This is a genomic window from Aeromicrobium piscarium, from assembly GCF_007421815.1.
GTDB lineage: Bacteria > Actinomycetota > Actinomycetes > Propionibacteriales > Nocardioidaceae > Aeromicrobium > Aeromicrobium piscarium.
Window position 1 is genome coordinate 74,615 of the sequence record NZ_VLNT01000009.1, and the last position, 14,704, is coordinate 89,318.

Below are 14,704 nucleotides of genomic sequence, written 5' to 3' on the forward strand. Positions count from 1 at the left end.
CCTTCCGGGCCGGGCGATCAGCCCTTGAAGGTGCGGTGCCAGCGTTCGCGGGAGGTCAGGTCCGGCAGCGCGCCACGGTACTCGGCCGCTAGCTCGTCCCAGCGGTCCGCCAGGTCCTTGTGCAGGGCGATGCTCTCGCGCAGCAGTCGGCGGTACTCTCCGCGATCGCGGCGGTAGACCGACTTGCCTCGCCCGTCCGCGGCACTGATGAGCGCGGAGTCGAAACCGGGAACTCGCCACCAGGCGGCGTCGTGCTTGGACAGCTCCACCTGCGGCTCGGCGGTGCCATCGGTCGGGCGGATCCAGTGACGCAGCGCCGCCTTGGCAGTGAAGACCACCCGTCCCAACCCGTGAGGAGCCTGTGGGGCCCTCTCGTACGGATAGTGCCTCTGTCCCTCGCGTGTGGTGGGCAGAGCGTCGACATCGGTGATCACCTGTGTCTCGCTGAATCCCTTGGCATAGGCGCGCAGCTCCGGCATCACCGACGGCCAGTCGCGGTCCAGGTGCGAGGGGCCGGCGAGCAGGTCGCGTAACGCCTTGTGCCGCAGCTCGATCGCGTAGTACTGCATCGAGATCAGATGCTTGAGGTCGATGCGCCGGCTCGCCTTGACCAGGCTCCCACCGCCGGGGAAGGGGGAGTGCAGCATCGCGGCCAGCAACCGGTTGCGCGCGTGGTAGTAGGCCTGCCAGTCCTGCGCATCGTCCTTATCGAGCCACGACACATGCCACAACGCCGCACCGGGCAGACTCACGGTCGGGTAGCCCGCCTCACGGGCGCGCAAGGCGTACTCGCTGTCGTCCCACTTGATGAAGACCGGCAGAGCGAGTCCCAGTCTCTCGATCACCTCGACCGGGATAGTGCACATCCACCAGCCGTTGTAGGTGGCGTCATGACGGGCGTGCATCCACGGCGTCTGTCGCAGGTTGGCGGCCCGGAAATCGTGGCGGTGCTGCTCGGGGAAGGTCGGGGCCCAGAGGAAGTGATGCATCTCGATGCCCTCGGCCCACGCATGGAGGACGGGCTTGTCCAGCAGATCGAACATGTGACCGCCCACGATGGTGGGGCGGCGAGAAGCGCGGGAGAACTGGATGGTGCGCCAGATACTCTCCGGCTCGATCTCGACATCGTCATCGAGCAGCATCACCCAGCTGCTCCGGCCCGCCTCGACGGTCTCGCTCATCGCCCGTGAGAAGCCGCCGGACCCGCCGAGATTCGGCTGCCGGACGATCTGCAATGTCGATCCCAGACGCGCGGCGACCTCGCTGTATCCGTCGGCCCGGGCCACCTCGTCCGTGCCCTGGTCGACGACGTAGACGCGATCCAGCAGCTCCACCACCTCGGGAGCGTCGGCGAGAGTCTCTAGGGTGCGGACGCAGTAGTCGGCCTTGTTGAACGTGGTGATGCCGATCGAGAGCGTCCCATCGCCGAGCTCGGCATCGGTCGACCACGCACCGTCGCTCACGACGACATCGGTCTCCGCGGCCGTCACCTCGAACCAGTACCAGCCGCCGTCGCTGAAATTGCGCACCGGAAGCTCGAAGCGCAGGTTGCGGTCGTCCTCCACGTGCTCGAAGGCGACACGCTGCTGGATGCCCTGGGGATTGGAACGATAGACGGTGACCGTCCCGGTTCCATCGGTGCGCAGAGTCAATGTCACCGACTCCACCCGCGTCCACCGCTGCCAGTACGCGGCCGGGAAGGCGTTGAAGTAGGAGGCGAAGGACACCCGCTCGCTACGCCGCACCCGGAGACTGTGACGCGACTCCACCCGCATCAGATGCGTGGCATTGCTGACTCGCACCGTCTCGCCGTCGATCGTGGTCCAGCTTTCCGGATCGGCGTACAGTGGCATCACATCCGGGTCGCCGTCGGCCGGAAAGACGACGTGGGCGAGAACATGGTTCATGGATGCAGTGTCTCCCAGAAAGATGAGAAGTCGTTGAACGGCGGGCGTCAGTCGAGGGGAGGCATGGGACGCCAGCTGCGGTCGCGCCAGATCGTGCGGCCGTCGCGCCAGCCCTTGATGAGCACGCCCACGCCCTTGAGCCCTCGCTCGACGGCGATCAGCCTGAAGACCTCCTTGGCGAAGGTCAGCGCCGTGCCCAACGCGAACCCGACCCGGTTCAACTGCCCATGGGCGTCGAAATAGCGTCCGACATAGGCCCGGTTGCGCATGACGTGGTACTTCGCCAGCGGGCTCGAATCGTTCAGGTGCCGTAGGCCCAGGTTGATCTGTTTCTGTTCACGCTTCTTCTGCAGCACATAGGCATCGACATAGGCCACCTGGGTGTAGCGCGATGCCAGCCAGGCGTAGACGGCATCGTCCCACGAGATGAAGAACCGGGGATCGGGGAGTCCGATGCGCCGCACGATGTCCGCATGGACGAGCATGCCCTCGAACGTGCCGGAGTTGGTGATCGCATAGCCCTTGGGATTGAACGCCTTGCGCGTGTACGGCAGCGGCACTCCGAGGAACTCGTTGAACTTCGCCTGCCAGAAGAAGGGCGACCCGTTCACGTCGTAACGCCGGCCGTGCAAGACCTGGAAGCGGCGCATCCACGGCTCGAACCGCTCCATCGCATCGGGCAGGATCTCGACATCGTCGTCCATCAGCCACACCCAGTCGGCACCCTCCTCGAGTGCCACCCGCGTGCCCTCGCTGAAACCGCCGGAACCACCCGTGTTCGTCGCCAGCCGGTGGTAGACGAGGACGCCGTCGGCGAACCGCTCACGGAAGGACTCCACGACCTCGGACGTGTCATCGGTGCTCGCATTGTCGACGACGACGACGCGATAGGGCGATCCGTGCATCGTCGCGGCACTCTCCAGCAGCTCGCCCAGTAGCGTCGAGCGGTTGAAGGTGACGATGGCGATGGCCAGGCGGTCGGTCGTCGAGGTCACCGCAACAGGGTAACGGTGCGTCCTGTGCGCTGTTGCGCTGCACGCCGCCGAGAGCGCGGTACCGTCATCGGGTGATGAGGCCCTCGCGTCGCTTGCACATCCCCGCCGCCATCGCACATCCCGTGCGATTGCTGCCGCTTGCCTTCCTCGGACTCATTCTGATCGGCACCCTGCTGCTGCTTCTCCCGATCGCACGATCGGGTCCGGGTTCTCCCACGTTCCTCGACGCGCTGTTCACCGCCACCTCGGCCGTCACCGTGACCGGCCTGACGACCGTCGACACCGGCACGTACTGGTCCCCGGTCGGACACGTCATCATCCTGCTGCTCGTCGAGATCGGCGGCATCGGCATTATCGCCCTTGCCACGATCCTCGGGTTGTTCATCGGCGGCCGGCTGGGACTGCGCACCCAGATGCTGGCTCAGGTGGACATGCACGTGGTGAGCTTCGGAGACGTCCGTCCGCTCTTCCGCCGCGTCACGGTCACCCTGTTGAGCTTCCAGGCGGTGATCGCCGTCGTCCTCACCTTGCGCTATCGCGCGGCCTATTTCGACTCCTGGCTCGAGTCGGTCTGGCACGGTGTATTCGACGCCGTCATGGCGTTCAACAATGCCGGCTTCTCCCTCAACACCGACAGCCTCGCGACCTATGCCGGTGACATCGGCGTCATCGTGCCGGTCTCCATCGCCGTGTTCATCGGCGCGTTCGGATTCCCGGTGCTGGCTGAGCTCTATCGGGGCTGGAGGCGACCGAGCCGATGGACGATCCACACGCGACTCACCGTCTGGGGTTCATTCCTGCTCCTGGCGGTCGGATCGCTGGCCTTCTTGGTGATCGAATGGAGCAATCCCTCCACGCTCGCCACGCAGCCCTTCGTGGATAAGATCGCCACCAGCGTTGAGGGCGGGATCATGACCCGCTCGGGCGGACTGCAGAGCTTCGACTGGGCTCTCGTGCGCCCCGAGACCCAGGGCATCGCGATCCTGATGATGTTCATCGGCGGCGGTAGCGCGAGTACGGCCGGCGGTATCAAGATCACCACCTTTCTGCTGCTCGCCTTCGTCATCCTCGCGGAGTTGCGTGGCGATCCGGAGGTACAGATCGGGAGACGTTCGATCAGCGGCCGGACCATTCGCACGGCACTCTCGATTGCCCTCATCGCCGTCATGCTTGTCGTCGGGAGCACCCTGCTGTTGATGACCTTGTCGGGAGCGTCCTATATCGAGGCGCTCTTCGAAGCGACCTCGGCCTTCGGGACTGTCGGACTGTCGACTGGACTCACACCTCACCTGACCGCACCGTCCCAACTCCTGCTCATCGGCTTGATGTTCGTCGGCCGAGTGGGCACGATTGCCGCAGCGTCCGCCTTCGTCCTACGTCGTCGTCAACCGCGGTATCACCTTCCCGAGGAGCAACCGATCATTGGGTAAGAAACATGACAACCCCCTCACCGCTCCCGTCCTCGTCGTCGGCATCGGGCGCTTTGGCGCGTCCGTCGCGCGGTCGCTGGAACGGCTGGGCCACGAGGTACTGGCCGTCGACGAGCGCGCCGACCTCGTGCAGAAGTTCGCGAGCGACTTCACGCATGTCGTCGCCGCTGATACCACCGACACCGAGGCACTCCGCCAGATCGGCGCCGAGCAGTTCTCTCGCGCCGTGGTCGGCATCGGCACCGACATCGAGGCGAGCGTGCTCACGGTGCTCAGCCTGGTCGAGCTCGGCGTCGAGGAGGTCTGGGCCAAGGCCATCAATGCCAAGCACGCGCGCATCCTCGAAAGGGTCGGCGCCACGCATGTGGTCCGTCCCGAGTCGGCGATGGGGGAGCGGGTTGCCCACATGGTCACCGGCGCGATGATCGACTACATCGAGTTCGATGACGGCTTCTCCATCGCCCGAACCCGGGCACCGCAGGTCGCGATCGACCAAACCCTGGAGCAGTCGGCCCTGCGCAGCAAGTATGCGATCACGGTCGTGGGGGTCAAACGTCGCGGTGAGGACTTCACCTATGCCCGCCCCGAGACCCTCATCTCGGCCTCCGATGAGCTGATCGTCTCCGGGCCTACCCGCAAGGTCGAGGTGTTCTGCGCCCTCCAGGGCTGAGCCGCGCTGCTCAGCTCCGTTGGAGCTCTTGGGCGAGCATCACGATGATGCCGCTGGGACCACGGACGTAGGTGAGCTTGTAGACGTCCTCGTAGGTCGCGACACCCCGTAACGGATGGCAGCCGTGCCGCGCGGCGACCTCGAGTGCCTCGTCGAGGTCGTCGACGGAGAAGGCGACCCGGTGCATGCCGATCTCGTTCGGACGTGTCGGCTCGGTCTCGATCGCCTCCGGATGGAGGTACTCGAACAACTCGAGCCGGCCATGCCCGTCAGGGGTCTGGAGCATCGCGATCCTGGCGTGATTGCCGTCGAGGCCGACCGCGGTGTCGGTCCACTCGCCGCTGACCGTGTCGCGGCCGAGGACGGTCAGGCCGAGATCAGTGAAGAACGCGATCGTCGCCTCCAGATCGCGGACGGCGATGGCGACATTCTCGAGCTTGATGGACATAGGTGAATCGTAAGGCGCCGAGCGCTCTCGGACCCGCCCTCGGGCCGCCCCGACTCGGCACCCGGCAAGCACCCGAGGATGGGAGTAACGTCACACGACGTGATAGCGACAGCAGACTCCACATTCCGTCTCGACGCGAATTTCGTGGACTACCTCATCGTCGCGGCCTACTTCGCCGTCGTGCTGGGCATCGGCCTGCTGGCCAGGCGCCAGGTGTCCAGCAGCATCGACTTCTTCCTGTCCGGGCGCTCGCTTCCCGCGTGGGTCACGGGCCTGGCCTTCATCGCCGCCAACCTCGGCGCGGTGGAGATCATGGGGATGTCGGCCAACGGTGCGCAGTACGGCATGGCGACGGCTCACTACTTCTGGATCGGCGCTGTTCCGGCGATGCTCTTCCTCGGCATCGTCATGATGCCGTTCTATTACGGCTCCGGCGTGCGCAGCGTGCCGGAGTTCATGCGCAAGCGCTTCGGCACCGGCGCGCATCTGGTCAACGCCCTCAGCTTCGCCGTGGCCCAGCTGCTCATCGCCGGCATCAACCTGTTCCTGCTCGCCACGATCGTCAACCGGCTCCTGGGCTGGCCGCTGTGGGTCTCGCTGGTCATCGCGGCGGTCATCGTGCTCTCGTACACGGCGCTCGGCGGGCTTTCCGCAGCCATCTACAACGAGGTGCTGCAGTTCTTCGTGATCGTCGCGGCTCTGCTGCCGCTCACGATCATCGCGGTGCACAAGGTCGGCGGGTGGCAGGGGCTCACCGAGAAGATCCAGCCGGGCCCCGAGCAGCTCGAGTCGTGGCCCGGCACTGATCTCACCGGGATCGACAACCCCGTCCTGTCTGTGATCGGCATCGTCTTCGGCCTGGGCTTCGTTCTGTCCTTCGGCTACTGGACCACCAACTTCGTCGAGGTCCAGCGCGCGATGGCGTCGAAGTCGATGTCCTCGGCGCGGCGCGCCCCGATCATCGGCGCCTTCCCGAAGATGTTCTTCCCCTTCATCGTCATCCTCCCGGGCATGATCGCCGCCATCGTGGTCCCCGAGCTGGCACAGCTCAAGGGAGGCGACAGCGTCGAGGGAGTCACCTACAACGACGCGATCCTGTTGCTGATGCGCGATCTGCTGCCGAATGGCATGCTCGGCATCGCCATCGCCGGACTGCTGGCCTCGTTCATGGCGGGCATGGCAGCCAATATCTCGGCCTTCAACACCGTCTTCAGCTACGACCTCTGGCAGCAGTACGTGGTCAAGGACCGCGAGGACAGCTACTACACGCTCGTCGGGCGCCTCGCGACGGTCGCCGCCACGGTGATCGCGATCGGCACCGCGCTCATCGCCTCGAACTACTCGAACCTGATGGACTATCTGCAGACGCTGTTCGGGTTCTTCAACGCTCCACTCTTCGCCACGTTCATCCTCGGTATGTTCTGGAAGCGCATGACCGCGACGGCCGGTTGGACCGGACTCGTCTCCGGCACCCTCGCGGCCGTCCTGGTGGCGATCCTCAGTGAGGACGCGCTCGGCGGCCTCAGCATCGGCGCGCTGCCGCTGAGCGGCCAGGGAGCGAGCTTCGTCGCTGCCGGTGCCGCCTTCGTGGTCGACATCGCCGTCAGCGTCGCCGTCACCTCGGTCACGGCGCCGAAGCCCGAGAAACAGCTGGTGGGTCTGGTCTACGGCCTGACCCCGAAGGAGTCGCTGGTCGACCCGCAGGAGAAGGAGCTGCCGTGGTACCAGTCGCCGGTCAAGCTCGCCGGCATCGCGCTCGTCATCATCATCGTCTTCAACGTGATCTTCTGAGGTGACCGACATGAACGATCAGCAACCCCGCGAGCATCCCGGCCAGAGCAAGACCGCCGGTGCCTTCGACATCCGCACGATCATCGGCGGCCTGCTGGGCTTCTACGGGGTCGTGCTCGTGATCGTCGGACTGTTCTTCACCTCCGACGAGCAGTTGGCGAAGGGTGACGGCTTCCACGTCAATCTCTGGACCGGTATCGGGCTCCTCGTCACCTCGGCGATCTTCATCGCGTGGGCACGATGGCGCCCCATCGTCGTCGAGGAGGAGTAGCCCGAGGCGACGCGGTGGGCGGTGACCTATCCCGCACCCCTGCCGTCGGTGATGAGCTATCCCGCACCGTCGGTCGCGAAGTGCGGGATAGCGCACCGCCCACGGATCGGGGGAGAGGTCGCTGGCTAGCATGGGCTGGTGACCACCGAGAACTCCACGCCCACCGACACCGGCCACCGCTACACCAGCGAGCTCGCCGGCCGACTCGAGTTGCGCTGGCAGGACCGGTGGGAGGACGAGGGCACCTTCGACGCCCCCAATCCGGTGGGCGACCTGGCTGCCGACGGCGAGCAGCGTGCCGAGGGATCCAAGTACTTCCTCATGGACATGTTCCCGTACCCCTCGGGTGCGGGGCTGCACGTCGGTCACCCCCTCGGCTATATCGCCACTGACGTCGTCGGCCGCTACCGGCGCATGCGCGGCGACAACGTCCTGCACGCCCTCGGCTACGACGCCTTCGGGCTCCCCGCCGAGCTCTACGCCGTCCAGACCGGTCGTCATCCGCGGGAGACGACGCTGGAGAACATCGCCAACATGCGGCGGCAACTGCGGCGCCTGGGCCTCGGCCACGATCCGCGTCGTTCGTTCGCCACGATCGATCCCGACTTCGTCAAGTGGACCCAGTGGATCTTCCTGCAGATCTTCAACTCCTGGTACGACGAGGACCTGAACCGGGCTCGCCCCATCGGGGAGTTGATCGCCGAGTTCGAGAACGGCGCCCGCGACGTGCCCGGGGGAGCCATCTGGGCCGACCTCTCGGCCGCCGACCGCGAGGAGATCATTGCCGAGTACCGGCTCGCCTACATCAGCGATGCCCCCGTCAACTGGGCTCCCGGCCTCGGCACCGTCCTCGCCAATGAGGAGGTCACCGCCGAGGGCCGCAGCGAGCGCGGCAACTTCCCGGTCTTCAAACGTCGCCTACGACAGTGGAATCTGCGCATCACCGCCTATGCCGACCGGCTCATCGACGATCTCGACCGCGTCGACTGGCCGGAGTCCGGCAAGCTCATGCAGCGCAACTGGATCGGCCGTTCCCACGGCGCCCAGGTGCAGTTCGCGGTGCCCGGCGTCGACGAGCCCGTCGAGGTCTTCACCACCCGCCCAGACACCCTCTTCGGCGCCAGCTACATGGTCCTGGCTCCCGAGCACCCGCTCGTCGACACGCTCACGGCCACCGCCTGGCCGTCGGACACCGACGCGCGCTGGACCGGCGGGGCCACCACCCCGGCCGAGGCCGTCGCCGCCTACCGGGCGAGCGCCGCGGCTAAGTCCGATGTCGAGCGCCAGGAGAACAAGGAGAAGACCGGAGTCTTCACCGGCGCGTTCGCGACCAACCCCGTCAACGGCGAGCAGATCCCCGTCTTCATCGCCGACTACGTCCTGATGGGCTACGGCACCGGCGCCATCATGGCGGTGCCCGGTCACGACGAGCGCGACTTCGAGTTCGCGCAGAGCTTCGGCCTGCCCACTCCTCGGGTCATCGATGGCGAAGGCGAGCTGCCGTTCACGGGCGACGGATGCGTCGTCAACTCGTCCAATGACGAGATCAGCCTGGACGGTCTCGCGGTGTCCGAGGCCAAGGAGCGCATCGTCGCCTGGCTCGAGCAGCAGGGGACCGGCGAGGGCACCACCACCTACCGGCTCCGCGACTGGCTGTTCAGCCGTCAGCGCTACTGGGGCGAGCCGTTCCCGATCGTCTACGACGAGGACGACACGCCCATCGCGCTGCCCGAGAGCATGCTGCCCGTCGAGTTGCCGGAGGTGCCGGACTACTCGCCGCGCACCTATGCCCCCGACGATGTCGAGAGCGAGCCCGAGCCCCCGCTCGCCCGCGCGACCGACTGGGTCAACGTCGAGCTCGACCTCGGCGACGGCCCCAAGACCTATCGCCGCGAGACCAATACCATGCCCAACTGGGCCGGCTCGAGCTGGTACGAGCTGCGCTACACCGACCCTCACAACACCGAGCGCATCGCCGATCCGGCCAATGAGCGCTACTGGATGGGTCCGCAGGAGCAGCGTCGTGCCCACGACCCAGGAGGCGTCGACTTCTACATCGGCGGCGTCGAGCACATGGTGCTGCACCTGCTGTACGTGCGGTTCTGGCACAAGGTGCTGTTCGATCTCGGCTATGTCTCCAGCGAGGAGCCGTTCTATCGTCTCTTCAACCAGGGCTACATCCAGGCCTTCGCCTATACCGACGAGCGCGGCGCCTATGTGCCGGCCGACGATGTCACCGAGGCCGAGGACGGCACCTTCTGGTACGAGGGCCGGCAGGTCCAGCGCGAGTACGGCAAGATGGGCAAGTCCCTGAAGAATGTCGTCACGCCCGACGAGATGTACGACCAGTTCGGTGCCGACACCTTCCGCGTCTACGAGATGAGCATGGGCCCGCTCGACGTCTCCCGTCCGTGGGAGACCCGCGCGGTGGTCGGCTCGCAGCGCTTCCTGCAGCGCGTGTGGCGTCTCGTCGTCGACGAGGAGACCGGCGCGACGCGAGCCACGGATGACGAGCTCGACCGCGAGACCCTCGGCGTCCTGCATCGCACGATCGACGGCGTGCGCGGCGACATGGAGGAGCTGCGGTTCAACACGGCGATCGCCAAGCTCATCGAGCTCACCAATCACCTCACCAAGCAGTCGGTGACCTCGCGGGCGGCACTCCAACCGCTCGCGCAGATGCTCGCACCGTTCGCGCCGCATCTGGCCGAGGAGCTGTGGGAGCGCCTCGGACACGACGCCACGATCACCTACGTCCCGTACCCGCAAGCCGATCCGCGGTACCTGGTGGCCGAGGAGGTCACCTGTGTCGTACAGGTGCAGGGTAAGGTCCGCGGCAAGCTGCAAGTCAGCCCGGACATCGCCGAGGACGCTCTCACCGAGCTGGCGCTCGCCGAGCCCAATGTCGTGCGCACGATCGACGGACGCGAGATCCGCAAGGTGATCGTCCGTGCCCCCAAGCTCGTCAACATCGTCGTCTGAGCCGCATCCACCCTCCCTGGAGCGGTGACCTACGCACGTCTCGTTCGGCGGGGCGGGGGGGGGGGGGGGCCCCCGCCCGCGGGGGGTGGTGGGGGTAGCCACCCCCCCCCCCCGGGGGGGGGGGGGTTCCCCCCCCCCCCGCTAGTTTTTTGTGGGGCTAAACCCCCCGCCCCGCAGGGCGAGGGGTGCGTAACCCACCGCCGATGGACGTGAGACGGATAAGGTGACGACATGATCGAGCGCGGGCGGGTGAACGCATGAGCGTCGCGATCGTCACCGACTCCACTGCCTCGCTCGACCCGGACGACGCGGCACGCGAGCGGATCGCCGTCGTCCCCACCACGGTCGTCATCGGATCGCGCGTGTATACCGAGGGTGTCGACATCGACGCCGAGGTGATCGCCGGTGCCCTGCGCGACAAGGCCACGGTCAGCACCTCGCGTCCGAGCCCGGAGGCCTTCGCGGCGGTGTACGCCGGTCTCGTCGCCGAGGGAGCGACCGAGATCGTGTCGGTGCATCTGAGCAAGCGAGTCTCCGGGACGATCGACTCGGCTCGACTAGCGGCCTCACGGTGCGAGGTGCCGGTGCATCTCGTCGATACCGGTCAGGTCGGCATCGCGACGGGCTTCGCCGCCGGCGCGGCGGCGCGCATGCGCGATGACGGCGGATCGAGCGCCGAGATCGTCGCCGCGGCGCGGCGCGCCGGACAGCAGTCCACCGTCCTGCTCTATGTCGACACCCTGGAATACCTCAGGCGCGGTGGTCGTATCGGCGCGGCGCAGGCGCTGATCGGCTCGGCCCTCGCCGTCAAGCCGATCCTCACGGTCGCCGACGGAGCGGTCGTGCCGCTGGAGAAGGTCCGGACGGCCTCCAAAGCCCTCGCGCGTGTGGTGGAGTTGGCGGTCGAGGCCTCGCAGCGGTTCCCCCGCGGCTTCGACACCGGGGTGCAGCATCTCGCGGCCCAGGAGCGTGCCGATGACGTCGCCGGGCGCCTCGCCGAGGCGTGGGGGCGAGGGTCCGTCCCCGTCGACGAAGTGGGCGCCGATATAGGTGCCCACGTCGGCCCCGGGATGATCGCCGTCACCGTGACCGGTCGCTGATCTCGGGAACGAGGAACCGCCGGACGAGATTCCGGTTTTCCCCAGGACTCGGACCTTCAGCGGCTGTCCACAGATGCCGTCTGAGGCGGTGACGAGTCGCTGATCGGCTCCGTACGGTGCTGACGTGGCCAGACGAATCGTTCCCGGAGTACCCGACGAGACGCGTGCCGAGATCGCGCGTCGACGACTCGCGGAACTCGCCACGGCCTTCGACGCCACCTGGCAGCCGGCACCGGACGACGAGCCGGCCGATCCCGAGGAGCCGCTCGACGATGACACCGAGCCACGACATGCGCGGACGATGCAGCGGCGCTGGGGTGACCGTCAGCTCGCCGTCGTCGCCGTCCTCGGTCTCGCGGCCGCGGTGCTCGTCGCGTGGTGGGTGATCGTCGGACGCCCCACGGAGTCCGACGACTCCGCGCCCCTCGCCTCCATCTCGGCCTCGACGCCGCCGTCAGCGCCGGCGGACGAGGCCGAGAGTCCAGAGGAACTGGTGATCCACGTGACCGGGGAGGTACAGACTCCGGGCATCGTCATCGTGGCACCGGGAAGTCGCGTGCACGAGGCGATCGAGGCTGCCGGCGGCGTGGCTGGGGCACCCGACCTGTCGACCCTCAACCTGGCCCGGGAGATCCAGGACGGAGAGCAGATCGTCGTGGGTGGCCCGCCCGCCGAGTCCGCGAACGGAGACGCGGGCGGAGGAACGGCCTCCGGCAGTCAGATCAACATCAACACGGCCGACTCTTCCATGCTGGAGGAGCTCCCAGGGGTCGGGCCCGTGACGGCCCAAGCGATCATCGACCGCCGCACCGACCACGGCCCCTTCCGTGCCGTGGAGGATCTGCTCGATGTCAAAGGCATCGGTGAAGCGACCCTCGCCGAGCTGCGCGACCGTGTCGTGGTGTGATGCTCGGCCACGACCTGCGCATGGTGCCGGGAGCCTGTGCCGTCTGGGCGGTGGCGGTCTGGGCCGTCACGAGTACCGGTCACGTCGTGGCGATCGTCGCAGCGGTGGCAGCGCTCGCTGCGGTGCTCCTTCTCGGGCGCCGACCGGGTCTCGCGGTCATCGCGATGGCGATCGGCCTCGTGGCGATGTCGGCGGGAGCGCGGATGATGGCGGTGGAACAGCATCCGCTGCATTCCTGGGCGGAGGACGGCCGCTGGGTGACGGTCGAGGCCACCGTGCGTCAGGACGTGCGCGCGTTCGGGCCTCAGCGAGAGCAGGGAGTCGTCGAGCTCACGGTGCAGCGTGCGCGCAGCAGCGGCGGATCGACCGAGGGCCGGGCTCGGCTGACGGCCTTCGTCCGCGGTGATCTCGACGGACTCACGGTCGGACGTCGGGTGGTGGTCGAGGGCGCCCTCGCCGCGACGGAGGACTCCGATGCGGTTGGCGTCCTGGCGGTCCAACGGTGGCAGCGAGTCGGTGATGCCGCCTGGTGGTGGGAGGCGAGCGAGCGGGTGCGTGAGGGCGTCCGGTCCGCGGTGGACCCCTATCCGGGGGCAGGAGCCGCGATCGTACCGGCCCTCGTCACCGGTGATGTCACGGCAGTCGACGACAATCTTCGGGAGGACTTCCAACGCTCCGGTTTGACACATCTGACGGCTGTATCGGGCAGCAATCTGACCATCGTCCTCGGCGCGGTGCTGCTGATCGTGCGAGGCATCGGCGCGAAGCGTCTGACGATCCCGGCGGCGCTCCTGGCCGTCATCGTGTTCGTGCTGGTCGCCCGCCCGGAGCCGAGTGTCCAGCGCGCGGCCGTCATGGGCACGGTGGCGGTGGTCGGACTGGGGTGGGGGACGAGGGACGGCCTGCGGGCAGTGGCATGGGCGGTCATCGCGCTGCTGGTGATCGACCCGTGGATGGGTCGCGCGGCGGGATTCGTCCTGTCGGTGTGCGCCACCACGGGGATCGTCACGCTGGGGCCGATGTTCACGCGGCGGTTGGAACAGTGGCTGCCGACGTGGATCGCGATGGCGCTCGCGGTCCCCCTGGCAGCACATCTGGCCTGTGTGCCGATGGTCGCGGCGATCTCCGAGGAGGTCTCCCTGGTCGCCGTGGTGTCGAATGTCGCGGCCGCACCGGCCGTCGCCCCGGCCACGATCCTGGGACTGACCGGCGGTCTCACCGACCTGCTGTGGGCTCCGGCCGCACGGTTGATCGGTGCTGGTGCCTTCGGCGCTGCCTGGTGGATCGCTGAGGTAGGCCAGCGATCGGCGTCGTGGGACGGTGCGGCGATCGCCTGGGAGCAGCCGTGGTGGTCGCTCGTGTTCGTCGTCCCGGTCGTTACGGCGATCGTGCTGGTGGTGCTCAGCCGTCCCGTGTTGGCGGCCGGGCTGTCACTGGGTCTGCTGGTGGCGATCGTCCGGCCTCCGCAGACCGGGTGGCCGCCCGACGAGGTGATCGTGGTGGCCTGCGACGTGGGGCAAGGCGATGCGAGTGTCGTGCCGTTGGGGGAGGGCGATGCGATCGTGGTGGACACCGGCATGGACCCGGGGCCGATCGATCGATGCCTGCGCCGGCTCGGTATCGAGCGAATTCGGCTGCTGGTGTTCAGCCATGCCGATGCCGATCACGTGGCGGGCTGGCGCGGGGCTGTCCGCGGGCGCGAGGTCGAGCACGTCATGGTCGGCCCCTCCGGCGGGCCGGAACTCCCCGATGTCCCGCGGTCCACACCCGGCCCCGGGGAGTCCGTCATGGTCGGCGAGGTCGAGATAGAGACGCTCTGGCCCGATACGGACCACCCGGCGACCGATCGCAATGACGCGAGCCTCGTGCAACGCTTCACGATCAACGGTGTGCGGGTGCTGTTCACCGGGGATCTCGGCGAGCAGACGCAGACGCGGGTCGCCGCACGCGAGGATGTCACCGCCGAGATCCTCAAGGTGCCGCATCATGGCAGCGCCGATCAGTCGGCGCGATTCCACCAGCAGACGGGTGCGGTGGCCGCGACCGTGAGTGTCGGGGAGAACGACTACGGGCATCCGACACGGCGTTCCTTGGACATCCTCCGAGACGCGGGGATCCGCACGTGGCGCACTGATGAGCTCGGCGACATCGCCATCGTCCAGCGCGACGGGGAGCTACGCGCGGTCTCACCCTGATCTCGCGA

General features: G+C 67.5%; 11 protein-coding genes. 8 read left to right on the forward strand and 3 right to left on the reverse strand.

Annotation, left to right across the window (positions count from 1 at the left end; translation table 11 throughout):
- Nucleotides 1-17: 17 nt before the first annotated feature.
- A complete protein-coding gene (locus FNM00_RS12020) occupies nucleotides 18-1,907 on the reverse strand; it encodes a glycosyltransferase (protein WP_143913788.1) in 1,890 nt (629 codons plus the stop codon).
- Nucleotides 1,908-1,954: 47 nt separating this feature from the next.
- On the reverse strand, nucleotides 1,955-2,902 hold the full coding sequence (locus FNM00_RS12025) for a glycosyltransferase (RefSeq protein WP_143913789.1): 948 nt from the start codon (nucleotides 2,900-2,902) through the stop codon (nucleotides 1,955-1,957).
- A gap of 74 nt (nucleotides 2,903-2,976) precedes the next feature.
- On the opposite strand from FNM00_RS12025, the gene FNM00_RS12030 reads away from it, so the two are divergent.
- Complete coding sequence (locus tag FNM00_RS12030) at nucleotides 2,977-4,332, forward strand: TrkH family potassium uptake protein (protein ID WP_143913878.1); 1,356 nt, start codon at nucleotides 2,977-2,979, stop codon at nucleotides 4,330-4,332.
- Nucleotides 4,325-5,002 carry a potassium channel family protein gene (locus tag FNM00_RS12035; RefSeq protein ID WP_143913790.1) on the forward strand — a complete coding sequence of 226 codons (678 nt, stop codon included), beginning with the start codon at nucleotides 4,325-4,327 and terminating at the stop codon, nucleotides 5,000-5,002. Before FNM00_RS12030 ends, FNM00_RS12035 begins: the two co-directional genes overlap by 8 nt.
- Nucleotides 5,003-5,012: 10 nt before the next feature.
- Here the strand turns inward: FNM00_RS12035 and FNM00_RS12040 are convergent, their stop codons facing one another.
- Entirely contained in the window at nucleotides 5,013-5,450 is a 438-nt protein-coding gene (locus FNM00_RS12040; RefSeq protein WP_143913791.1) for a VOC family protein, read from the reverse strand.
- 102 nt (nucleotides 5,451-5,552) lie between these two features.
- Between FNM00_RS12040 and FNM00_RS12045 the strand changes: the two genes are divergently transcribed.
- From FNM00_RS12045 to FNM00_RS12075, 6 genes are all read left to right on the forward strand, one after another.
- Nucleotides 5,553-7,241, forward strand: a complete 1,689-nt coding sequence (locus FNM00_RS12045) for a sodium:solute symporter family protein (protein WP_246065173.1) — start codon at nucleotides 5,553-5,555, stop codon at nucleotides 7,239-7,241.
- 10 nt (nucleotides 7,242-7,251) lie between these two features.
- Entirely contained in the window at nucleotides 7,252-7,512 is a 261-nt protein-coding gene (locus FNM00_RS12050) for a hypothetical protein (protein WP_143913793.1), read from the forward strand.
- Nucleotides 7,513-7,650: 138 nt separating this feature from the next.
- Complete coding sequence (gene leuS / locus FNM00_RS12055; protein WP_221933709.1) at nucleotides 7,651-10,494, forward strand: leucine--tRNA ligase; 2,844 nt, start codon at nucleotides 7,651-7,653, stop codon at nucleotides 10,492-10,494.
- A gap of 257 nt (nucleotides 10,495-10,751) precedes the next feature.
- Nucleotides 10,752-11,594: a DegV family protein gene (locus FNM00_RS12065; protein ID WP_143913794.1), complete on the forward strand. Its 843-nt coding sequence runs from the start codon at nucleotides 10,752-10,754 to the stop codon at nucleotides 11,592-11,594.
- A gap of 124 nt (nucleotides 11,595-11,718) precedes the next feature.
- Complete coding sequence (locus FNM00_RS12070) at nucleotides 11,719-12,501, forward strand: ComEA family DNA-binding protein (protein WP_143913795.1); 783 nt, start codon at nucleotides 11,719-11,721, stop codon at nucleotides 12,499-12,501.
- Nucleotides 12,501-14,696: a ComEC/Rec2 family competence protein gene (locus tag FNM00_RS12075; protein WP_143913796.1), complete on the forward strand. Its 2,196-nt coding sequence runs from the start codon at nucleotides 12,501-12,503 to the stop codon at nucleotides 14,694-14,696. Before FNM00_RS12070 ends, FNM00_RS12075 begins: the two co-directional genes overlap by 1 nt.
- The last annotated feature ends 8 nt before the right edge of the window (nucleotides 14,697-14,704 follow it).